This window comes from Vibrio sp. 10N.261.55.F4 (assembly GCF_041470465.1).
GTDB classification, from domain to species: Bacteria; Pseudomonadota; Gammaproteobacteria; order Enterobacterales; family Vibrionaceae; genus Vibrio; species Vibrio crassostreae_C.
This window is the reverse complement of the sequence record NZ_JBFRMM010000052.1, coordinates 1-23,249: the sequence shown is the minus strand read 5'-3', so window position 1 is coordinate 23,249 and position 23,249 is coordinate 1. Positions and strand designations below refer to the sequence as shown.

At 43.6% G+C, this 23,249-nt stretch carries 20 protein-coding genes; 9 read left to right on the top strand and 11 right to left on the bottom strand.

Annotation, left to right across the window (positions count from 1 at the left end):
• Positions 1–258 precede the first annotated feature (258 nt).
• Positions 259–588: a hypothetical protein gene (locus AB4249_RS21180; RefSeq protein WP_017058851.1), complete on the top strand. Its 330-nt coding sequence runs from the start codon at positions 259–261 to the stop codon at positions 586–588.
• Positions 589–690: 102 nt separating this feature from the next.
• Here the strand turns inward: AB4249_RS21180 and AB4249_RS21175 are convergent, their stop codons facing one another.
• Both AB4249_RS21175 and lamB read right to left on the bottom strand, forming a co-directional pair.
• On the bottom strand, positions 691–1,518 hold the full coding sequence (locus AB4249_RS21175) for a MalM family protein (protein ID WP_065583774.1): 828 nt from the start codon (positions 1,516–1,518) through the stop codon (positions 691–693).
• 163 nt (positions 1,519–1,681) lie between these two features.
• Entirely contained in the window at positions 1,682–2,905 is a 1,224-nt protein-coding gene (gene lamB / locus AB4249_RS21170; protein WP_065583773.1) for a maltoporin LamB, read from the bottom strand.
• Between the two features lie 434 nt (positions 2,906–3,339).
• On the opposite strand from lamB, the gene glgX reads away from it, so the two are divergent.
• The 3 genes from glgX to AB4249_RS21155 all read left to right on the top strand — a co-directional run bounded on the left by glgX (position 3,340) and on the right by AB4249_RS21155 (position 8,168).
• Positions 3,340–5,334: a glycogen debranching protein GlgX gene (glgX, locus tag AB4249_RS21165; protein WP_372104673.1), complete on the top strand. Its 1,995-nt coding sequence runs from the start codon at positions 3,340–3,342 to the stop codon at positions 5,332–5,334.
• Positions 5,335–5,565: 231 nt separating this feature from the next.
• Complete coding sequence (locus AB4249_RS21160) at positions 5,566–7,308, top strand: diguanylate cyclase domain-containing protein (RefSeq protein ID WP_372104670.1); 1,743 nt, start codon at positions 5,566–5,568, stop codon at positions 7,306–7,308.
• A 131-nt stretch (positions 7,309–7,439) separates the two neighbouring features.
• Positions 7,440–8,168: a tRNA (adenine(22)-N(1))-methyltransferase TrmK gene (locus AB4249_RS21155; RefSeq protein ID WP_372104667.1), complete on the top strand. Its 729-nt coding sequence runs from the start codon at positions 7,440–7,442 to the stop codon at positions 8,166–8,168.
• Positions 8,169–8,273: 105 nt separating this feature from the next.
• Here AB4249_RS21155 and AB4249_RS21150 read toward each other — a convergent pair whose 3' ends face one another.
• Positions 8,274–9,218: an acyltransferase gene (locus AB4249_RS21150; RefSeq protein ID WP_102332378.1), complete on the bottom strand. Its 945-nt coding sequence runs from the start codon at positions 9,216–9,218 to the stop codon at positions 8,274–8,276.
• 332 nt (positions 9,219–9,550) lie between these two features.
• Here AB4249_RS21150 and AB4249_RS21145 point away from each other — a divergent pair, with 332 nt between their 5' ends.
• Both AB4249_RS21145 and AB4249_RS21140 read left to right on the top strand, forming a co-directional pair.
• Positions 9,551–10,351: a ferredoxin--NADP reductase gene (locus tag AB4249_RS21145; RefSeq protein WP_229648082.1), complete on the top strand. Its 801-nt coding sequence runs from the start codon at positions 9,551–9,553 to the stop codon at positions 10,349–10,351.
• A 612-nt stretch (positions 10,352–10,963) separates the two neighbouring features.
• Positions 10,964–11,956: a 2-hydroxyacid dehydrogenase gene (locus AB4249_RS21140; protein ID WP_372104664.1), complete on the top strand. Its 993-nt coding sequence runs from the start codon at positions 10,964–10,966 to the stop codon at positions 11,954–11,956.
• A gap of 120 nt (positions 11,957–12,076) precedes the next feature.
• Here the strand turns inward: AB4249_RS21140 and AB4249_RS21135 are convergent, their stop codons facing one another.
• Together AB4249_RS21135 and AB4249_RS21130 are read right to left on the bottom strand one after the other, a co-directional pair.
• Positions 12,077–12,949 carry a patatin family protein gene (locus tag AB4249_RS21135; RefSeq protein ID WP_017063996.1) on the bottom strand — a complete coding sequence of 291 codons (873 nt, stop codon included), beginning with the start codon at positions 12,947–12,949 and terminating at the stop codon, positions 12,077–12,079.
• A gap of 217 nt (positions 12,950–13,166) precedes the next feature.
• The gene (locus AB4249_RS21130) at positions 13,167–14,618 is read right to left on the bottom strand and encodes a catalase (protein ID WP_017066332.1); all 1,452 of its coding nucleotides are present in this window, start codon (positions 14,616–14,618) and stop codon (positions 13,167–13,169) included.
• A 386-nt stretch (positions 14,619–15,004) separates the two neighbouring features.
• Between AB4249_RS21130 and AB4249_RS21125 the strand changes: the two genes are divergently transcribed.
• On the top strand, positions 15,005–15,214 hold the full coding sequence (locus AB4249_RS21125) for a hypothetical protein (RefSeq protein WP_065583766.1): 210 nt from the start codon (positions 15,005–15,007) through the stop codon (positions 15,212–15,214).
• 163 nt (positions 15,215–15,377) lie between these two features.
• Here AB4249_RS21125 and AB4249_RS21120 read toward each other — a convergent pair whose 3' ends face one another.
• The 6 genes from AB4249_RS21120 to AB4249_RS21095 all read right to left on the bottom strand — a co-directional run bounded on the left by AB4249_RS21120 (position 15,378) and on the right by AB4249_RS21095 (position 20,910).
• Positions 15,378–16,259, bottom strand: coding sequence for an L-ribulose-5-phosphate 3-epimerase (locus AB4249_RS21120; RefSeq protein ID WP_017065671.1), 882 nt, complete (start codon positions 16,257–16,259; stop codon positions 15,378–15,380).
• Between the two features lie 8 nt (positions 16,260–16,267).
• On the bottom strand, positions 16,268–16,915 hold the full coding sequence (locus AB4249_RS21115; protein WP_054541612.1) for a 3-keto-L-gulonate-6-phosphate decarboxylase UlaD: 648 nt from the start codon (positions 16,913–16,915) through the stop codon (positions 16,268–16,270).
• Positions 16,916–16,919: 4 nt separating this feature from the next.
• Positions 16,920–17,741, bottom strand: a complete 822-nt coding sequence (locus tag AB4249_RS21110; protein ID WP_017064002.1) for a pyridoxal phosphatase — start codon at positions 17,739–17,741, stop codon at positions 16,920–16,922.
• Between the two features lie 87 nt (positions 17,742–17,828).
• Positions 17,829–18,527: an L-ribulose-5-phosphate 4-epimerase gene (locus AB4249_RS21105; RefSeq protein WP_372057845.1), complete on the bottom strand. Its 699-nt coding sequence runs from the start codon at positions 18,525–18,527 to the stop codon at positions 17,829–17,831.
• A gap of 10 nt (positions 18,528–18,537) precedes the next feature.
• Positions 18,538–19,005: a PTS sugar transporter subunit IIA gene (locus tag AB4249_RS21100; protein WP_017064004.1), complete on the bottom strand. Its 468-nt coding sequence runs from the start codon at positions 19,003–19,005 to the stop codon at positions 18,538–18,540.
• 66 nt (positions 19,006–19,071) lie between these two features.
• On the bottom strand, positions 19,072–20,910 hold the full coding sequence (locus AB4249_RS21095) for a PTS ascorbate-specific subunit IIBC (RefSeq protein WP_017060920.1): 1,839 nt from the start codon (positions 20,908–20,910) through the stop codon (positions 19,072–19,074).
• Between the two features lie 339 nt (positions 20,911–21,249).
• On the opposite strand from AB4249_RS21095, the gene ulaR reads away from it, so the two are divergent.
• Both ulaR and ulaG read left to right on the top strand, forming a co-directional pair.
• Positions 21,250–22,005 (top strand): HTH-type transcriptional regulator UlaR, encoded by a 756-nt coding sequence (ulaR, locus tag AB4249_RS21090; protein ID WP_372057847.1) that lies wholly within the window; start codon positions 21,250–21,252, stop codon positions 22,003–22,005.
• A gap of 120 nt (positions 22,006–22,125) precedes the next feature.
• On the top strand, positions 22,126–23,193 hold the full coding sequence (gene ulaG / locus AB4249_RS21085) for an L-ascorbate 6-phosphate lactonase (protein ID WP_372057849.1): 1,068 nt from the start codon (positions 22,126–22,128) through the stop codon (positions 23,191–23,193).
• Positions 23,194–23,249: the final 56 nt, after the last annotated feature.

Here is a 23,249-nt window from a genome sequence, read left to right as displayed (position 1 = left end):
TTCGATTACATGGCTGAAAACTTAGAACTAAAGGGAAAGGATATTCCTTAGAACCGTTAAAACCAAATCTTAACGATATATCATAGTAGGAATGCCGCTCTCCCTTAAGTGAACAGAATTAATCCTGGCAGCCTTTTTTGAAGGGTTACGCCCTACAATTACGATTAAAATACATTCAATTCTCGATGTAATATTCTATCAACAGCAAAACACCGCAGTTGTTTGCGGTGTCGTTAAATTTTGATTAGGAAAACTTCCATGAACCGTAAACATATCATCAAAACCATCCAAATGGGCATCGTGACTACAGCATTGATGGGCGGGATGGCTTTGGCTAATACCACTGATCTTGTAGAATCTACCGACGCTGCTCGCGCCCTGGCACATACTCCTAGCACTGCAACAACGCAACAAATACAAGCTGAAAATGCCGCGCACAAACAGGCACTGCAAACACTTGAAAGCAACGGTAATGTTGATCAATATATGGAAACGGATAAAGCAGGGGAAACGACTACTGGTCACGTATCAAAATGCGAAAATACAGAAGTCCCTTTAGGCGAGAAAGTTGCTGAACATTGCAAATAAAAAGCATATACATTAAAGCGGTATTCGATAGGGTTCCTTAGAAGATGCTAACCGATGCTTAACTTACAAGCATTGCACTTTTAAAGGAACCCTTTATCTATATTACTTGGCGTTGACGGCTCGCACAAAGGCTTCTTGTGCACCTTCAATACCAAGGGCTTTTGCTTCATCTAATAAGCTAAGAGCTTTAGGAATATTGTCTTCAGTTACAGCTGTTTGAATCGCATTGTGATAGTAGGTTTGCGTTTCAGGTTGAATAGTATCGATTTTAGCAACAGCAGGTTTAGCATTAGATTCACTGTTTGATGAACCAATTGAGAAGAAGCTCGCTTTATCGATTGTAACTTCTATCTTACCAACGTTAGCATTTGGAATCGGGATATCTTTTACTTCAGGTAAATAATTACCACGGCCTTCCGCGTCCAAGCGAGCAGGATGGATCACATCAGTAAAACCACCAAGATCAGCTTGATCTGTATAGATAACTAAATAAACTGATTTTGCTGTTGTCGGTGGGTAAAAATCGTTCTCAGCAACGAGGCGGTTTCCTAAGTGTAGTCTTGGTTTTGCGTATTCGAAGCTCTCTTTACCATAACGCTCTAGCTCACGACCGTTTTCGTCATAGATGACCGCATTTGGAACAAACGCTGTGTCGCCGATAATGCTCGTGATATTAATCGAGTACTCACCGCGATCTGCAGGCAGTTCAACCGCGACTACAGGGCTGTTTATTCCTTGGTAATTTAATACTTGGCTATTTGGTGTCACATCAAAAATTGCCGAACTTGGTAGCTTCATAGGAGCAAATTGAAGACCAGCAATAGAGTTAACTTGTTCAGCTTGTGCAACTTGCACTTGCTCTACTACTTGCGCAGATTGGCAACCAGCCAATGCAACACAACCACTCAACATCAGAGCGCGAAAATACATAGTTCTTCCTTATTTTTATTTTTTTAAGAAATTTACTTAGTTAATTACCATAACGAAAATAATTAACCTAGGAAACCTTTTTACTAATCGTACATTCCTTAAAAAAATAGCCGACGTAAGCCGGCTATGAATTAGGACAGTTTAGGATTTTAAGCTAAGTGGCTTACCACCAAGCTTCAACTTGGATACCAACAACGAAATCGTTGTCAGCACCTTTAGCCTTTACAACACCATTTTCTTTAACTTCACCGAATGAATCGTTTTCTAGATCCATCAGGTAGCTACCGTATACGCGGATTTCAGGACGAGCCCAGAAGCTGTCACCCATTGCCCATGCTTGAGCAACAGTAAATTTAGCGCCACCAAAATCTTCTACACCAGTGCCAGCTTGATTAATCTGCTCACCCGCATTGTAGCCAGCTTCAAAAATAGTACGCATAGTGTTGTTCCACTTGTACATTGGACGAACAACTACAGAATATTGGTTGATGTCTTGCTTTGAAGCACCGATATCAGAACCAGCTAAGTAGGCAAGTTGGTGACCCATTTCCCAAGACTCGCCAAGGTTCATTACACCCCAGTTAAGGATTCGGTAACCGAAACCATCATCCTGGTCTCCAGAGCGGTCATAATAAGCACCAGAGCCCCACAAATTAGCCATTTGAACACCGTAACCAGCCGTACCTACTTGAACGACCGTTTGGTTAAAGCCATTGCTCATACCTTGGTGGATGATACCTGTAGCAAGTAGGCCGTCATCGCCATCGTATTTGCCATTCTTGTTTTCAGTACCGAAGTTGTATACAACTCCAAGCTCTAAGCTAGCATCTTCCCACAGACCGATATTCGCTAGGCGAGCATCAGCCATGTAACCAGCACCGTTCTCATCTTCGCCATCTTGAATAATTGCTAGAGAAAGTTTTTGATTACCAACTGAAATATTTTCAATACCACCACCAGTACCTGATGTATTTAGAAAGTAGAAGTCAGTGATGTGAATATCTTTACGTTGGTAGTATGTTTTACCAGCCCAAAGTGTCGCTTCTTCATCAAAAGATAAGACGCCAGTTGCTTTAACAGCAAACTGAGCAACGTTAAAGTCACCGTCTTCCCAACCATTTGCGCCATCAGCACCAGAAGCAATCATTGACTCTAAACGCCAAGTTTGCTCACCAGTTTTTAGTTCTTCAGCCAGACCAAACTCAGAATAGTTGTCGTTTTCATTACCTAGACGGCCAATACCATTCTTCATGAATGAAACGTCACCACCATCATTTCCGCTAATACCAGTACCAGCACGCATGTAGCCATTAAAATCTACAGCGAACGCAGAGCCAGCAGCTAATGTAGTTGCCACTGCAGCAGCAATCAAACTTACTTTTTTCATTCTTAACTCCATTAAGGACGATTTATTTTAGGTTTTTATATTTTTGCTCTCTTGCGGCAACCAAAGGCAGTAATGGTAGTCGTAAGATAGAGAGGTTTAGGGTTTCCCCTGATTCGTTTCAACGGGGTCAATATTAAGAGGGGATGACAAGTTTGACTTCCTCCGCCCTGAACTAAATTAAGGGGGATGAGAAGGGAGTAGAAAATATACAGAACGGTGTTTTAAAGAGGTAGATCACTTAATCTAGGAGGAGTAGACAGCACACAGATCTAATTATTCAGCATAAGTGAGATCTAGCTCAAATATATAATTTGAACTTCATCGATGAATTATTTTTTTTACCGTAATTAATCTGTGAAGTTGCTTGACCTTACTGTGACAAAGCCTTTTACTAATAGTTCACTAATGTTGATAAACGAACAAGAAATCAAGCAATGACTAGAACGCTCGCTCGCCCTTATCCGCTAGGCGCAACGCTAGGTAACACTGGCTGCAACTTCTCTATTTATTCTCCTGACTGTAAATCTCTTTCACTCGCTCTTTTTGACGAGAACGACGAATTCACCACTTATAAATTGGAAAATGAATACGCTGATATCAGATATGTCTTTATTGATGGTATTAAAGCGGGGCAAAAATACGGCTTCATTGCCGAAACGGACAATGGCCCTATCCTGCTTTCAGACCCGTATGCCAAAGCAATAAGCGAACCGCTCGATTACGTCACGCCATATACCAATGAAAAAAGCTTTGCTATGGCGAAATGTGTCGTTGTTGATGACACCTTCGATTGGCAAGATGTAGAAAAGCCACGCATTAGCCGCGAAGATACCGTTCTTTTTGAAACGCATGTAAAAGGTCTATCTCAACTGCACCCAGAAGTGGCTGCCAATACTAAAGGACGCTACTTAGGGTTAGTGAGCCCTGAAATGCTTGCGTTCTACAAACAGCAAAATATCAACTCTCTACAGCTTTTGCCCATTGCCGCATGTATGCATGAGCCTCATCTCTTGGACATGGATAAAGTGAACTATTGGGGTTACAACCCATATTTGTTCATGGTGCCAGATCCTCGCTACGCAGAAAAAGACGCTGTTAATGAACTCAAAACTGCAATTCGTGAGCTGCATCGCAATGGCATCGAAGTCATTCTAGATGTCGTGTACAACCACACAGCAGAAGGTGGGGAAGGCGGAACCACCTTCAACCTAAAAGCACTCGATAGCCGCTACTACATTAAACATGGCTGCCATTATGCGAATTTCACGGGTTGTGGAAACACAGTAGATCTCACCCACCAGCCCGCACTCAACTTAGTGATGGATACGCTTCGTTACTGGGTGAGTGAATTCAAAGTCGACGGCTTCCGTTTTGATTTGGCAGCGACGCTGGGACGTGAAGGCGATAATTACAACCCTGAAGCTGCTTTTTTCAAAGCCGTAGCTCAAGACCCTGTACTTAAAGAAACTAAGTTAATCGCAGAGCCGTGGGATATTGGCCCTAACGGTTATCAAGTAGGTAACTTTCCACTAGGCTGGAATGAATGTAACGACAAACTGCGTGATATCACACGTAGCTTCTGGCGCGGTGATCAAGGCTATCTAAAAGAGTTTGCGACGCGCTTAATGGGATCTCGCGATATCTACAGCGCAGCACACTGGCCATACAGACTAACCGTAAACTACATCACGTATCACGACGGCTTCACAATGCAAGATCTTGTCTCTTACAAACACAAGCACAATGAAGATAACGGCGAGAACAACCGAGATGGACACGGTGATAACCGCTCTGATAACTACGGTGTTGAAGGGGAAACCGAAAACCTATTGGTTGTTGCCACACGCGAAAAACAGAAACGTAACTTCATGGCGAGTCTGTTGTTTGCCTTTGGCATTCCACATATTCTGACAGCTGATGTGTTATCTCACACTCAAAAAGGCAACAACAACGCTTACTGTCAAGATAGTGTAACTAGCTGGATTAACTGGGAAGATTCTGAGCGAAAAACTTATTTCAAGACTTGGTTAGCTGAAATGATCTCTGCACGTCAACAATATATGGTGCCTTTTATTAAGGCGTTCAGCGGAGAAAAACGCAACTCGAACCGCATCTTCTGGAGCCGTGTCGATGGCACACTCATGGAGCATGATGATTGGAATCGTTTAAGCTCTGTTGCGCTGCACTTAGGTATTGGCAAAGACGGTGACGAATTGATTTATTTGATAAACCAAACCAACGCACCCGCTCGATTCTCGTTACCGACTGATCGCGACCAAAACTGGGTCACCATTTGTGATACCAACTTACGAAATGTAAAACCAGGTCATGCAGAAGGTGAAATGCTGCTATCGCCGACTTCGATGGCAATTTTGCACTACTCGCCAGATAACACTGATTTGATTGAAGTAAAAGCTAAGCTAGCTTAATAAAACGCCAAAAAACCATAAAAGCCAGTTATATTTATAGCTGGTTTTTTTATTAGCTGAATATCACATAAATCATTCTTTTATATGGAATCATTTGCATTGATGTGATGGATGAAACTGTTTAGTATTGCCGTACTATAAAAATGAATCTATAACGTCTTGGATATCATGGCTTTACCTAAAACACTTATTCGGCTTTTCAAACCATACATACTCTTTCTAACCGGAGGAATGCTTTATTTAGCTATCGCTCAACTAGAGAAAGTTGAAACTACAGCAACTAACCAATCATCATCAAATATTCGTATCGCTAGTTCCACTATTCGCTCAAATATCGAAGCCGTTTTCGGCAAGCTTTACTTTCTTGAGACCAGTTTAGGCTTACCTAAGGCATCCAGCTTTGATGACAAAAAATTTCGCGAAATCAGTGATAATATCCTAAAAAGAACACCCAATTTCTCAGATATCGTTCGATACAAACCGCAATCTCAAAATTATATTTCCACTCGAGGTCTTCCACTTTCGAGCGAACAAATCGCCGTAATACAATGGCATTCAATAGACAACGTCGTTGAGGATTTCTACATTTCTTCCGTTTATCAAAAGCCTGATGGGCGTTGGGTATTTGCGGTAAAACACACGGTAGAAAGATTGAACGAGGAAATATGGATTGAATTTGACTTGTTGCACACCACGCAGGGTTTAAGAGATTTAAAAACGCTTAATAATGGCTATGTATTTGTTGTAGACAGAGCAACAGAGCGACTGGTATTCCACCCGGATCCACAGCGTATCGGTTCTAAATCCATCAGCTTCCATGCAGGGATCAGCCACCAACTCTCACAAGGTGAAACCGTTGGTAAGCACGAATATTACTATCAAGATAACTTCAAAATATCGGTATTTGACGCAGACAACAGCTTAAATTGGGTGTTCATTGCGGGCACTGACCGCCATGACATCTTAACCAGCTCACACCAATTTACGCTAACTGGCTTGGTACTGAGCTCACTCCTGCTATTGTGGATTGGTGCCAACTATCTGGCTTATCGTTTGAACGTGTCCTTGTCGCAACTGAATAAAGTCGATGACCTTGTAAGCTTTAAGCGAGAGTTAAAATCCATACTGGATAGTTTCACCTACCAAAAAGGCATTCAATTCTGTCTCTATCAGCTTGAGAACCACGCATTCAGTACCATCGACTATCACGGAAACAAATCCACGGTACATTGTGACAAAGCCCTTGCAGAGCGATTTACACCGGACACTATGGCTTACCGAAGTGGTAAGTACGCCGATCCACTGGCGTGTAAACTCAAAATACACCAACGTCATTACTGTATTCCTTTGCACTCTCGTCAGCAGTTGATCGCAGTGTTGTACGTAAACGCAAACTTACCGATCAGCCAGAGTATTCTACGAATGATCCGTGATTACACTGAAGTCTCACTGTCCAACTTACTGCTTCAGCACCAGTTGAGTAGCAAGGACTTGATGACGCAATTAGACAACAAAAGTAGCTTTAATATTGCACTGGAAAACTACGCCAACCAGCCTGAAACCTATATAGCTCTACTCGATATCGATAATTTTGACCACGTGAACCGTGCTTATGGTGAAGCTGTGGGTGACAAGATGATCAAGCTGACAGCAGAAGCACTACGCTCGTACTTTCCGAAGCCTAAAGGACTATGCCTTGCTCGTATTGGAGGCAAAGAGTTCGCAGTATTATTTAAAGCAAACGACGGCAACGACGCCAAGTTCCAACTAGACCAGTGCCGAATTGGCGTAGCAGAGAAAACTATTGTGACGCCAGACATCAGCCTCTCTTTAGGCGTGAGTGTCGGTTTTTCACAAATAGAGGGAGAGCCAGATACAGCTCTAGCACTGGCGGAACAAGCGAAACTTATCGCGCAACAACTTGGTAAGAACCGAGTGGAAGGCCATATCAGAGCCGTTGCCAAAGCATCGTAAACCTATACTTACATTTCTGTAGCCACTACAAAGCACCTAGGATTCATACCCTAGGTGCTTTTGTTTTTCTAGAAAGTCATTACAATGCGCCTTCGATAAGACAACACCCCTTTTCTAACGACGCGAACCTTATGAAGCTAAGTAACCGACTGCAAACTCTCCACTCCCTTGTCAGCAATGACTACCAGCATATTTGGGACTGTTGCTGTGATCATGGCTTTTTGGGTGTTCAACTGTTATCGGATAATAAAGCGCCTCAGATTCACTTTGTCGACATTGTCCCGTCTCTGATGAGTGAGCTTGAAGGCAAGCTAGCGCGCTACTTTCCGCAAGATAACAGAGCCGAACAAACGGTTAGCAGCCAATGGCAAGTCTACTGCATGGATGTCGCCGCTATTCCGCTTGAGAAACATACAGGCAAACACCTAGTTATTATTGCGGGTGTCGGTGGCGATCTTACTCAAAAGCTCGTCGATGATATTCATCGTCAACACCCAGACAAAGCGATCGATTTCTTGCTTTGTCCGGTGCATCAGCAATTCGAGTTGAGAAGCCATTTAAAGGCGATCCATTTTGGTCTTATTGATGAAGTGTTGATTGAAGAGAACCGTCGTTACTACGAGATTTTATTGGTGAGTAATAGTCGCGGTGATTCAGAAAAGAGCCAAACCGTTAGCGAGATATCAAACGTCGGTGACAAGTTCTGGACACCAAGTTGTGATGAACAAGTGAAGGTATCACAGCAATACAAAGCCAAAACATTGCAGCACTACTTACGTATCCATCAAGGACAAGAGAAGCAAGGCAAACCTAGCCAAGTAAAGCATATTATTGATGCTTACCAGGCGGTTAAGCCATAGTAAGTACTAACTTAATGGTTTGAATATTAAGAAAGTCAAATTAATAAAAAAGCCGATAGTTCAATGAGCTATCGGCTTTATTAATGCTATCGATTCAGTTTTAGCTTACTGTTCTTGTTTCTTATAAGCCACATCAGGCTCGTCAACTGTCTCTACCTCAGAAGGCTTATCAACCCCATAAACCGTATCAAGGTAGACGTCTTTCTCTTTCCACGTGCTGTTCAACCAATTGTGGAAGCGACGTTTAAAAGCCTTATCTTCAAAGTAATTACCGTTCACGTTCTCATCCATTGGATGCAATTTAATACGCACAACGACCTTAGTCATTTTGCCCTTCAGCATATCTTCAAACGGAGAGGTTTGGTTTTCAGGGTAAGCTAAGGTCACATCCACGATGCCATCCAAAATTGGGCCCATTGCAGATAAAGCAAATGCCACGCCCCCAGTTTTCGGCTTCAATAAGTGGCGATAAGGGGTCTTTGCTGACGCCAGTTTCTCGTGGTTTGCACGAGTCCCTTCAACAAAATTAACCAATGTTGTCGGTGCTAATTTGAACTTAGTACACGCTTTATTGATTGCATTAAAATCATCATTACGGCGTTCTGGGTTGCGTAATAGGAACTCACGAGAGTGGCGTCTCATGAATGGCATATCTAAGCCCCAGCAGGCCAAGCCAACAAATGGTACGTACAACAATTCATGTTTCAAGAAGTACTTCGTCATCGGCATTTTGTCTTTTAGGATTGAAGACAAAATCACAATATCTGCCCAGCTTAGGTGGTTAGACATCATCAAATACCACTGCTTGGTCGAAATATCTTCCCCCCCTTCCACTTGCCATTCGATATCATTATTAACATTCAACATCCAAAAATTGAGCGAAGCCCAACACCAAAATGTGAAGTTAGCGAGACGAGTACATGACTTCTGCACAACAGGGATTGGAAGAATTAGTTTAATGAGGCCAAAGAAGCTTACGGTAAACGCAGTCATTGCAGTATTGATGGTCACGAACAACACGTTCAAGGCCATACGAAGATTATCAAGCATAAAACACGGCTATATTGAGATCGAAAGCCGCCATTATACGCATCTACAAATTATTCTCTTTAGTTATTGGTGGAATATCCTAAGGGTCGAACCACTCAACAGATCTCGGACATGGCTCACTTAACTCTCAGAACGCTAATAGAAACAAAAAAACACAATAGAGTCTTTTGGACACCAAAATAATCTAGTCTTTCTGACTCAATCAAACCTATATCCCACTAAAGAATTGGTACTGATAAGCATTCTCATTATTGGCATGGTACATGCAACTCCAAAAAGTAAGATAGTTGAGTATCCTTAATGAGATAGCTTCTCTACGTAAAGGTGATGATATGACAGATATTCCTCATGGTTTGGTAACCGGAAAAGTCCTACACAAGATAGAGTGGACCGATCAATTGTTCTCACTCCAAGTCAGTGCACCAGTTTCATCCTACCAAGCTGGTCAATTCACAAAGTTGGGGTTACGCAACAGTGAAGGTGAATTTGTTCGACGCGCTTATTCAATGGTGAATGCGCCAGAACATGCAAAAGGTCATCAACATCTGGAGTTTTTGATTGTTAAGGATCAAAACGGCCAGCTCTCTCCTCAACTCCATCAACTGAAGGTGGGTGATGATGTCTTTGTCGGCAAAGACCCTAGTGGATTTATGACATTGGATGAGATCCCAGAGATCGCAGACGATCTATGGATGCTTTCAACCGGAACCGCGGTAGGCCCATTTATCTCAATACTTGAGAGCATGCAGATACAGCAAAATGAGTTGGCTTCAGACAAAGCCTCTTCATTCAAGAATCTGGTTCTAGTGCATGCTGTAAGAACAGAGCAAGACCTGACTTATCGAGATCGTATCACTCAACTCGTTAATCACTTTCAAGGGAGACTTAAATATGTGCCAATTATTTCTAGAGAATCAGTTACCGGAACTTTGCGCGGACGAATCCCAAATTTGTTACTTGGAGGCGACCTCGAGCAAGCCGCGTCTGTCGCTTTCAATCAAACCCGCAGTTTTTTCTACCTTTGCGGCAATCCGCAAATGGTTCGTGACACAAGCGAAGCGCTAACTAGCTTAGGTTTCGAAAAGCACTTACGCAGAAAACCCGGTCAATTCAGCAGTGAGAACTACTGGTAAATAACAACCGCCACTCGTTAGACAGAAGCACAACTTTCAAAGAACAGTTAGAGAAGAGGTTTTATATGAGTCATTTACGTATTCCGTCACACTGGAAAATTCAACGTTCCACACCCGAAAGTAAGATTCATTCAATATTGATGAACTTATAAGTAAGCAACCTCGTAATGTGATTTTTAATGTTCAATAAGTGAAGACAAAAGATCAAATAACCATTGCAATTACAATGACTAATGGTGATAGACAAGAGAAAAAAACTCTAGCACACTGAACAGAGTTGTAGGGCATGTTGACCTATCGAGCTGATTTTTGCAGCCGTTTGTGGGTTATTTATACAAGGCAGAGAATTCGACGTGTAGCTCGCCTACATGAGAATTCGATAACGCTGTAGAAAGGAACCACAAACACTGCCCGAAGGGTTCGGCTAAAATCGTTTTACTCTTTGTTGAGAGGGTTTTGCTTAGAATGACTAGGCGGCAAACCTCTCGTCGCGATTAAAACGATTTTATCTCGAACAAAACTTAACCGCGAAAGGTCAACATGCCCTTGTTTTAATCCCGTTTCAGAGAATGAATTAGTGGGTTATTTATATTTTAGGTAAGAGAGGAAGCCATGCTCAACATTGCTTTTTTTAGCTCAAAATCATACGACGAAAAATCATTCGAACTGGCAAAAGGCGAACTCAACGCTGAGTTTCATTTTCACGATTTTCGACTCACCACAACAACAGCAAAAATGGCGCACGACAACGAAGTGGTTTGTGCGTTTGTAAACGATGACCTATCGCGAGACGCGTTAGAGATTCTTGCTCAAGGCGGCACCAAGTTAATCGCGATGCGCTGTGCGGGCTTTGACAAGGTCGACCTAGACGCAGCCAAAGAGTTTGGCTTGCAAGTGGTACGCGTTCCTGCTTATTCACCAGAGTCAGTAGCAGAACATACGGTCGGCATGATGATGTGTTTAAACCGCAAGCTGCACAAAGCGTATCAGCGTACTCGTGATGCAAACTTCTCTCTTGAGGGCTTGGTAGGCTTCAACTTCCACGGTAAAACTGTAGGTGTGATAGGCTCTGGAAAAATTGGCCTAGCGACCATGCGTATTCTGAAAGGTTTAGGCATGAACATCCTATGCTACGACCCATATCCGAATCCGTTGGCTGTCGAACTTGGGGCTAAATATGTTGAACTAGACGAGCTTTACCAAGAGTCTGATGTTATTTCTCTACACTGCCCAATGAGCAAAGAAAACTACCATTTATTGGATGCGACTGCATTTGATAAAATGAAAGATGGCGTGATGATCGTCAACACCAGCCGTGGTGAACTGCTGGATTCAACCGCAGCGATTGAAGCGCTCAAACAAAGCAAAATCGGCGCGCTTGGTCTTGATGTTTACGACAACGAGAAAGAGCTGTTCTTCCAAGACAAATCTAACGATGTGATTGTCGATGACGTATTCCGTCGCCTATCTGCTTGTCACAATGTATTGTTCACAGGTCACCAAGCTTTCTTGACCAAAGATGCTCTGTTCAATATCGCCAATACAACACTCACCAGTGTTGATGCTTTCTTTGCTGGCAACACCAGCGGTAACGAACTCGTTTAATCGCTAATTGAGTTAATAGCAGACTGAGTTAAAAACAAACTAGGTCTACAAATACAAAGCCACGCTATTCTGAAGTGAACAGCGTGGCTTTGTCGTTTATCCAGTATCCTAAAAACGTTCCTAGACGCAGAAATGACAATCTTCGGTGTCTAAACCATACACGCCTTTTCGAATGGCAAGGTGCTCTTCACCCGCTTTAATGCCCATCTCATAACCTGCATTAAGAGTACTTTGATCCATAGTTAAACGCTTTACTGCGAACGCTTCTGGCGGCGCTATCACTTTAATGGTCGCATCTTTGGGTGGGTTACGAATGAACTCCAGAGACTGGTTGTAGTTTTCAGCACGCACCGCCATCGATTCAGCAATATTTGGGAATTTCTTTAATAGTTTCTTCAGCATCCATTGGTGCTTTTGAGGCTTCATTCGGTAGCTCAATGGGTGAGACAGAATCACGGTAATATCGCGTGCGCCACGGCGATATGCTTCACGAACCGGAATCGAATCGGCTACACCGCCATCGGTATAACAGCCACCAGAGAAACACGGAGTTTCACGGTAAGCGATAGGTAAAGCCGTTGTTGCTTCAACAACATTAGAAAGGTTTTCTGGCTTAATATGGTAGTAGTCTGCACTGCCCGTATCGACATTTGTGACAGCAGCAATGAGTGGGATACTTGAAAATAGCTCGCCACAATCGAGCGGATAACGTTGATTGGATTCGTTCCATAACCACTTAACGTCCACTAAGTTACCGCCCTTGGCAAAGCGAGCAGGGTTGAAGAAGGTCTTATCCGTCGCCATCGTGGTGATCACATCATAACTGCGTTTTGGTGCATGAGATAAGTAGCCAACCAGATTCGACACACCTGCAGATACGCCGATGGCAAAGTCATAAGGACGGAAATCGTCTTGCATAAAGGCGTCTAAAACTCCGGCAGCAAAAATGCCTCTCATTGCTCCACCTTCAACGATTAATGCGCTCTTATTCATCTCAAACTCTTCTACTTTATAAACTGATAGTCGTAGAATAATCCCATCACTCTTACAAAGATAATGGGATAGATTTATCAATTCGATAGGTAAAAACTATCAATGTGGATTATTAAATTTTTCAATGATTTAGGGTTGCTTAATAAACAGCGAGATCAAAAAAGGCCGTTGAGTGATTCACTCAACGACCTTTCAATTAACGAATCAAGATGATTGATTACGACTTAAATTCGCTCACGTCGATTTCAAGCAGTTTACCAATGCCTTCACCGTATGCAGGGTCAGCTTTGTAACAGTGTCTTAGGTGACGCAATTGAATCTCTTTTGGCACGCCGCCTAGGTTGCGAGCAGTGTTATCAAAAAGAATCGCTTGCTTCTCTGGTGTCATTAGGCGGAACAAGTCACCCGGTTGCGAGAAGTAATCTTCATCTTCGCGGTGATCCCAGTGTGCTGCTGCGCCATCTAGGTTCAGTGCTGGTTCAGCGAAATCTGGTTGCTCAGCCCATTGACCTTCGTTGTTTGGCTCATAACCTAATGTGCCACCGAAGTTACCATCGACACGCATCGCGCCATCACGGTGGTAGCTGTGTACTGGGCAACGAGGCGCATTCACTGGAATGTGCTGATGGTTTACACCCAAACGGTAACGTTGTGCATCACCGTAAGCAAACAGACGACCTTGCAGCATCTTGTCTGGCGAGAAGCTGATACCTGGAACTACGTTCGCTGGGTTGAATGCTGACTGCTCTACTTCTGCGAAGAAGTTTTGCGGGTTACGATTTAGCTCAAATTCGCCCACTTCGATCAACGGGTAATCTGCATGAGGCCAGATCTTAGTCAAATCGAACGGGTTGTATGGAACCTTCGCTGCATCCGCTTCTGGCATCACTTGTACTTTCAACGTCCATTTCGGGAAATCTTGGTTATCGATGCTGTCTAGCAAATCACGTTGGTGGCTTTCGCGATCATCACCGATCACTTGTGCCGCTTCTGCATCAGAAAGGTTCTTAATACCTTGCTGAGATTTGAAGTGGAATTTCACCCAGAAACGTTCGTTATCAGCGTTGATGAAGCTGAACGTGTGGCTACCAAAGCCGTGCATGTGACGGTAAGTCGCAGGGATACCACGGTCACTCATTACGATAGTAATTTGGTGCAGAGCTTCCGGCAAAGAAGTCCAGAAATCCCAGTTGTTTTTCGCGCTACGCATGTTGGTGCGTGGGTCACGTTTCACCGCGTGGTTTAAGTCAGGGAACTTAAGAGGATCACGAAGGAAGAATACTGGCGTGTTGTTGCCCACCATATCCCAGTTGCCTTCTTCAGTATAAAACTTCAATGCAAAGCCACGAATATCACGTTCAGCATCGGCAGCACCGCGCTCACCCGCAACTGTTGTGAAACGTGCAAACAAGTCGGTTTTTTTACCTATTTCAGAGAACAATTTTGCCTTGGTGTATTTTGTGATGTCGTGTGTAACGGTAAATGTGCCGTAAGCACCTGAGCCTTTCGCGTGCATACGACGCTCTGGAATCACTTCACGATCAAAATGGGCCAATTTCTCCAAAAACCAAACGTCTTGAAGAAGTTGTGGACCACGTTTGCCCGCCGTTTGAACATTCTGGTTATGAGCGACAGGACAACCTGCTGCTGTAGTTAGTTTTTTACTCATGATCGATTCCTTAGAGGGTAAATGTGCACAATCGTTGTGACACCGTAAATTTAAGTAGACCCAGCATTTAAACCATTGAATTAGTGTGGATAAAGAATAGGTCGGCATTAAAAATAAACATAATCGTTTCTATTTATCTTTGTTATAGATAAAACCTATCAAGTTGACTGTTCATTTCTTCACACGAGACTGAACAACAACATCCCCGCCAAAGTTGGCATAATCCCATAAGAAAGACCATGGTATCAGTTTGCGATCAAATTTCACTACTTGCATATTGAAATCATAGTTTGAGGGCATCGTTCAAAACTTTGGGCTTAGCAGAGTGGCGTTGAATTAATCGATGATGATATAGTCCACCATAATAAAATATATTGGATATTATCATGCACTCTAGCGACATTATGAAACTGGCAAATTTGGGCGTTAATATCGAAATTTCAAAAGATTCTTCATTGCATCCTTCTGATGCGTTAGAGGTCGTGAAGATTGTTGCTGAAATCGGTAGCCAAATCGTCATCAAGAAGAAATACCATACGGACTACCTAATTAAGATGGCTGAAGTAGGCCGTGATCATGTGACTATTGCTGTTTAAGAACAGCCACTATTTCGAAATTGACATAACCTCAGCTTCAACAGTTTAGGGCGACATGTTGATATAAAAATGCAGCATATTGGGGGGCAATATGCTGCATTTTCTCTTTTCGTTAGGAGCACCGAGAACGCAAAGAGAAACTAGTTAATAATTCTAAGTAGAGTTAGTGGTCAAACAACATCGGAACACCCGTTTGCACACAAACATCATTCAGTCGTTTTTGTGCCGTAAGTATATTCTCTTTCCAACGTTCATCTTGAGCCCACATCTCAATCACGAGTGGTACGACGCACTCAGTCTCTTTCAACGTTTCAAAAATGGCATTAAAGTCGACTTCACCATCACCAATCACTAAGTCTCGAAATTGACCTTTGTATTCGTCAGTCACTTTATAAGTGTCTTTGAGGTGGATCTGAGTGATATGAGGCTTGCTCAACTTTAGTTCCGTCACTATGTCGTAATTCCAACCGGAGATATTACCCACATCTGGATACGCCGTGAAATACGGTGAATTGACTTCACGACTCAGCACTTCAAACTTGCTCAAAGAGTTCAAGTAATCGGTATCCATGATCTCCACAGCGAGCATAACGCCCGACCTTTCCGCCAACTGCGCAGAAAGCTTCATGCCTTCAATGAACCTCTGGTGAGTCACCTTATCCGCAGGCTCGTAGTAAACGTCATACCCAGCCAATTGGATGGTACGAATACCCAATTTGTAAGCGAGTGAGATCGCTTTTTCCATATGGATAGCCGCTTGTTCACGAATCACCGGATCTGCAGATCCAAATGGGAACTTGCGATGCGCGCTTAAACACATGGATTGCAGCGGTACACCATGCTTTTCACACAGGCGACGTAAGACATACACTTCATCGTCATTCCAATCCAAACGGCTACGGCGCTCGTCTGATTCATCTACCGATATCTCAAGAAAATCAAAGCCGAGCTCTTTGGTTGTTGCCAGTTTGTCTTCCCAGCTGAGTTCGTTAGGTAGGGCCTTCTCATAAAGCCCTACTCGGTGGCGTAATAAGTTTTGGTACATAACGCCTCCTAATTCCAGTAACGGTCGATCTGAGCTTTTAGTGCTTCTGCTGTCTCTTTACCTTTGTCACCCGCAAGTGCGCGACCTGCGATAAAGGTTTTCGCTTTAATGCCTTCAAATAGGTATAGGTCTTCAGGCACGATGCCACCTGTGATAGAAAGCTCGATGCCCATTTCAGACAATGCACGCATCTTCACAAGATCTTCTTCTGTCCAACCCACACCGGCTAATTCAGCGTCACGAGAACGGTGATAGATAGCTTGAGAGATACCTAAGTCTACCCATGATTTAGCGTCGTCCATTGTCCAATTGCCGTAAATTTCGATTTGTATTTCACCGTTAAATTCGTCAGCGACTTTCTTACACGCACCAATGGTTGCGATGTGTGCAGCCGCAGAAACGGTTATCCAATCAGCACCCGCTTCGAATGCCATTCGAGCCAAAATTGCGCCGCCATCGGTGGTTTTCATATCGCACACAAGGATATGGTCTGGGTGGTTTTTACGAAGGGTAGAAACCGCTGTCATACCTTCAGCAAAAGCCAAAATAGTGCCCACTTCAATCACATCAACAAAGCTTTCAACGTTGTTTGCCACTTCAATTGCGGCAGGAAGATTTGTTTGGTCTAGGGCGATCTGAATCATTGGTTTAGTCATGTTGTTATCCTTTAATTTGTTCACGTATTAGACGGGCTAAGCCATCATGGTTGTTATCTGTTGAGCACACGCGTTGAACGTGTGATTTGACGATGTCATCAGCATTGAGCATCGCTACACCGAATCCGGCGTACTTAATCATGGATATGTCGTTGTGGTTATCACCGACGGCAATGACGTCATCGGCGTGATAACCGAGTTCTGCGATGTATTCAGCAAGGCGTAGGCCCTTACTGTTACCTTTTGCAGCAAAGTCGATTCGGTTTGACCAAGAACGCTCACCGTTGAAGTTCTCTCCTATCCATGGGTGTTGCATTAAACGGTCGACGGAATCTTGGCTCCCCTCTACCACAAACTTCCAAACGTGTTCAGCTTGTTGAGCTGTTTCTATGAATGATTCCACTTGGTAAATTTGTGGGCGATGTTGCTCTGGTGCCGTTTCAGCCCAGCTTTCCAATGCCAACATGTAGGCAAATGGGTTGTACTGTGAGTACGTCATGGCATGAGTTATATACATCACCATCTTGAGCTGAAACTCGTCAGCCATGTTAATGAAAGTAAGTGCCTTATCTTTCTCTATGGCGTTTTGAGTCAATACCGTTTCAGTTTGATAGTCATAAACATAAGTGCCGTTACAGCAGATGATTGGAGTATCTAGCCCCAATTCGTAATAGTAAGGTCGTGCTGCTGTGTGGTGTCGGCCAGTAACAATCATGACGTGACAACTTTGTTTGGCTTCTTGAATCGCCTTTTTTACTTCTGGATGAATCGTGTGATCATCCTTTAACACGGTTCCATCGAGATCTAACGCCAGCACTTTATACATAGAGTCCTCTACTTATTCCCTGAAGTCGGGCCTAATCAATATTGAAGCTACTTCGAATAGAAACGACTTACTTAAACGAAATCCGATTTACTGTTGGCCGTAATAAGCATTTTCACCGTGCTTACGTGAGTAGTGTTTGTCGGATAGTTCTGGCTGAATTTTGATGCCGCTATTCAAGGTGCGCGTTGCCAACGCCATTGCCGACACTTCTTCTAATACCACCGCGTTATGAACGGCGTCGTTGGCATCTTTGCCCCAAGAGAACGGCGCATGTCCTGCAACAATCACACTTGGAACGGCCATTGGATCGATTCGACGTTGCTTGAACTCTTCAATAATCACCAAGCCAGTATTTTTCTCGTACTCTTCAGAAATTTCAGAGTGAGACAATCGACGTGTACATGGGATGTCACCGTAGAAATAATCAGCGTGAGTGGTGCCTAAGGCTGGGATGTCGATACCCGCTTGTGCCCAAATGGTGGCACTGCGTGAATGCGTGTGAACAATGCCACTCACTTCAGGGAAAGCTTTATAGAGCTCTAAGTGCGTTGCGGTATCGCTTGAAGGATTGAGTTTCCCTTCAACAACCTTGCCTTCGAGATCGACGACCACCATGTCTTCAGCCGTCATATCACTGTATTCGACACCTGATGGTTTAATCGCTATCACTCCGTTAACACGGTCAAACTCAGAGACATTACCCCAAGTAAATGTCACCAAACCGTATTTCGGAAGTTGCAAATTGGCTTCTAAAACACGTTGTTTCAATTGGCTATATTTAGACATCGTTGCCTCCTTACGCCGCTTCCGCTTGAAGCAATGCAGCATCAATTAAACGCGCCACTTCTTCTGGGCTTTTGCACGCGCGAAGTTTTGAGAAGTCTTCATCGAATTCAATCAAGTTCGCCACTTGCATGGTGCCTTCGATGTGCTCTTCTGAGTCCTTACCCGCTAGTGTTATCAGCACATCTACAGGCTCATCAACACCTTCAAACGTAATTGGCGTTTCAAGCACGGTTAGCGCAAACCCAGTACGAATAACACCGTCTTCAGGGCGGCAATGTGGCAGTGCGAACGCATCGTGAATACAGATATAAGGGCCTTCTTCACCAATCGCTTTGGTAATCGCGTCGTAGTAACGCTCTTCTGCAATACCCGCTTTCACCAATGCATCAGTCCCAAGCTTGATCGCCGCTTTCCAGTCAGCTGCTTTTGCGTTCAGTAGGATAGAGTTATTCTTGATAAGAGATTCTTTTAAGTTCATGTTATTGCTCACTTATATAATTGTTTTTATTGGCTCAGCAGTGCGACACCACTGAGCCGTTTTTAATTATTTATGGAAGTTGTTCTCGATGATGGAAACAAGTTCGTCGCCGAAAGTTTTCACCATAATCATGTTCTTAACCGCTAACTGTTGCTTACCTTCCGGCAGACCCGTGATCTTCGCTGCAAGAGCAACCGAAGTAACGATGATGTCGAATGAACCAAGGTGTGATTTGTAATCAGTGATGGCGCTGTTAAAGGTCGAGCTTGGGATGCCTTTCTTGTCCAAATACTCTTTGATTTTCTTAGAGCACATCATTGAAGAACCTTGTCCTGAGCCACAGCACACTAAGACACGAACCGGTTTCTGGTCAGCGGCTGGTGAGATTCGAGTTTCTGATGTTGTAGAAGCTGCCGTTGTTGAAACAGATGGTGCTTCAGCGGTTGCTGTCGATTGTTGTGGAACCGCGACTTCAACCTCAATACCTTCAGGCGTTACTGCGGTCATTGTTTCAGCAGCAGCTTCTGCGTCTTCTTCAGCTCGTAGTTGCTTAGAAGCGAAGTACATGTAGATGCCAGCCAAAGCCAAAATCACAAAGAAGAACATGCTAGAGCTTGAGATACCTTGCATGATTGGTGGGAATACCAGAGCCCAGTCAGCCATGCCCATCCAGCCATTAAACTCAGTACCTGATTGAGCGAAGATATGGATTGCCCACGCAGAGCCAACCACTTCGATGATGCCCATCACGAAACAGATCTTCATCACCGCTTTCCAGCCACCAAAGTGGTTAGCAAACACACCGATAGTGGCGTTCGAGAAGAACATTGGGATAAAGCCAGGAATGATCATGATTGGTGCGTCAAACGCTAGCATTGCAAGAACAGCGGTGAATTGACCCACTGCGCCCCACATGAAACCAAATACCATTGCGTTAGGAGAGTAGGCGTAAATAGCAGCACAATCGATTGCTAAAACAGCGTTAGGAATAAGGCGTTGAGAAATACCGTTAAATGCCTCGGACAGTTCCGCAACGAACATGCGAACACCAGTAACGATGACTTGAATGGCAACAGCGAATTTCAAACCAGTTTCAAAAATGTAGATAAACCAGTGCGTTTTACCTGCCATGTCCTGAAGGTTATCAAGACCGAACGAAAGAAGAATAATGCCGAAGAAGCCAGTCATTACTAACGTTGTTGCAGCGATACTGTCGTGGAAAATGTGTAACCACTTAGGCAGTTTGATGTGGTCAACACTGTCGTTCTTGTCGCCAAGCTTCGGTGCAACCTTGGTGGCTACCCATGAAGCAAACTGTTGTTGGTGACCAATCGAGAAACCCGCACCACCAGTGACTTCTTGAGTCGGCTTGAACATGATGTTTGAGGAGATACCCCAGTACAACGCCATCAATATTGCTGAATAAATAATGGTTTCCCACATACCTGCACCAAGCACGAAGTAGAAAACAGCAATGAGGCCAGCTTGCTGGAACATGATATGCCCAGTCAGCATGATGGTTCTGATACCCGTAATACGTCGGAAGGCAACAAGTAGAATGTTTAGCCCAAGAGCCAGTAATACTGCATACCCAACCCAAGAGTAGTTGTCGCCCATGGTTTCCATGGTGGACATCATGGAGGTGTACGGGTCAATTACCGATCCCGTTAATCCATGTATTTCACTCATTTTTTCAATAACCGGTTTAAAACCCGCTACCAATGTTCCTGCACCTACCTGCACTATCATGAAACCAACGATGGTTTTAATAGAGCCGGAGATAACAGTTGTTGCGTCACGTTTTAGAAGGATGTAGCCGAGACAAGTAACAAGACCGAGTAGCAACGGTGCTTTGGTCATTACCTGACTGTAAAAAATATAGAAAATATCGTATAAGAATTCCATATCTTTACCCCTGATTGATTTTTAATTTTAATGATTTGTAGGATGTGATGATTCTAGTTTTGCTCACGAACTAGACTTTACCAATCAAAAGTAATCATTCAATGCTCACTTGTGATTACTTTGATTTATATCAATTAACCATACCCAGAATGTGCTTAATTGAGCTTTAGATCACACGTAAAAATTATAAATACAATAAAATCAACCACTTATAAAACATTGTGATTAATGTCTGGTTTTTATAGCGATGTGGTTTGACAATCATGATGGTGATTATTAGAATCAAAACAAATCAAAAGTAATCATTAAATTGTCACAACGACAAAAAGAGTGATAAATATGAATGAAGTACAAAGACATAACGGCATCTTGTCGCTGTTAGAAGATATGCAGACAATCAACGTCTCTCATATTATTGATAAATTTAGCGTTTCTCCTGCTACTGCTAGGCGCGATATCGCTAAGTTAGATGAAGTTGGCCGACTTAGAAAAATTCGAAATGGTGCGGAACGAGTAGAAACTCAGAAGAGAAAGTGGTCACCACTGAATATCAACAGCACTGAGTTCTATGAAGAGAAATCAGAGATTGCACAAGCAGCAGCTGGACTTTGCGAGGCTGGCGATACAGTCGTTATCAACTGTGGTTCTACTGCGTTCCTACTTGGACAACAGTTATGTGGGGAAGATGTTCAGATCGTAACGAACTACTTCCCACTCGCAAGCTACTTGATCAACGAAGATCATGACGATGTCATCATCATTGGTGGTCAATACAACAAAGCGCAGAACATCTTTCTAAACCCTGCCCCTAATTCATTAGGCGGCTATGCGGGAAACTGGATGTTCACCTCAGGTAAAGGCTTAACCGATGCCGGGCTGTACAAAGCCGACATGTTAACGGCCGTAGCCGAACAACAAATGCTCGAACAGGTCGATAAGCTTGTCGTCGTGGTCGATAGCTCAAAAGTTGGACAACGTACCGGAATGCTCTTTTGCAGCACCAAGCAAATAGACATCGTCATCACCGGTAAAGACGCCAATCCCGAAGTCGTAAAACTGATTGAAGCTCAAGGGACGCAAGTCATCCTAGTTTAAATCGCAGGGCTAACTAGCCCACCAATAATAATAAATTTAGCTCAGTGCCTTAATCCAAATTAAGGCGCTCGGCTCCCTACATCCAAAATTAATCAAATTATTGAAATAAAAGGTATTATCATGAGCAATGTAAACGAAATCACTCGCGAGTCTTGGATCCTAAATACATTCCCTGAGTGGGGCACATGGTTAAATGAAGAGATTGAACAAACAGTTGTGCAACCGGGTACGTTTTCTATGTGGTGGCTGGGTTGTACAGGTATTTGGCTAAAATCAGAAGAAGGTGCAAACCTATCAATGGACTTCTGGTGTGGTACTGGTAAAAAAACACAAGCCGTTCAAAAAATGAAAAACCAGCACCAAATGATGCGTATGGGCGGTGTGGAAGCACTTCAACCAAACCTACGTACCGCGATCTTCCCATTGGACCCTTTCGCTATCAAAGAGATCGATGCAGTTATGGCATCTCATGACCACGGCGACCACATTGATATCAACGTTGCAGCGGCAGTTCTACAAAACTGCGGCGACCACGTTAAATTCATTGGCCCTAAAGCGTGTGTTGATTTATGGATGAAATGGGGTGTGCCAGAAGATCGGTGTGTTATTGCTAAAGTTGGCGACGAGATCAAAATCAAAGACGTGAACATCAAGGTTCTTGACGCATTCGACCGTACAGCTCTAGTGACACTTCCTGAAGGAACATCTTCCCTAGACAAAGAAATTCTAGACGGAATGGACGACCGTGCAGTGAACTACCTAGTAAAAACAACAGGCGGTTCAGTTTACCACTCTGGTGATTCTCACTACTCAAACTACTATGCTAAACACGGTAATGACCACAAGATCGACGTTGCACTGCTTTCTTACGGTGAGAACCCACGTGGCGTAACAGACAAAATGACATCTTCAGACATTCTTCGTGCTGCTGAGTCTTTGAACTGTGAAGTAGTTGTTCCGTTCCACCACGACATTTGGGCTAACTTCCAAAATGACCCGCGTGAAATCGAAATGCTGTGGAACATGAAGAAAGAACGTCTTCAATACGGCTTCGCACCTTTCTTCTGGCAAGTTGGTGGTAAATACACATACCCAACAGATAAAGGCCGCATGCACTACCAGCACTTCCGTGGCTTTGCAGACATCTTCACAAATGACCCAGAACTGCCATACCGCGCATTCTTGTAAACATTAAGAAAAGCACTAACTAGGGAGCAATGCGCTCCCTTTTTTTAGGTTCATCG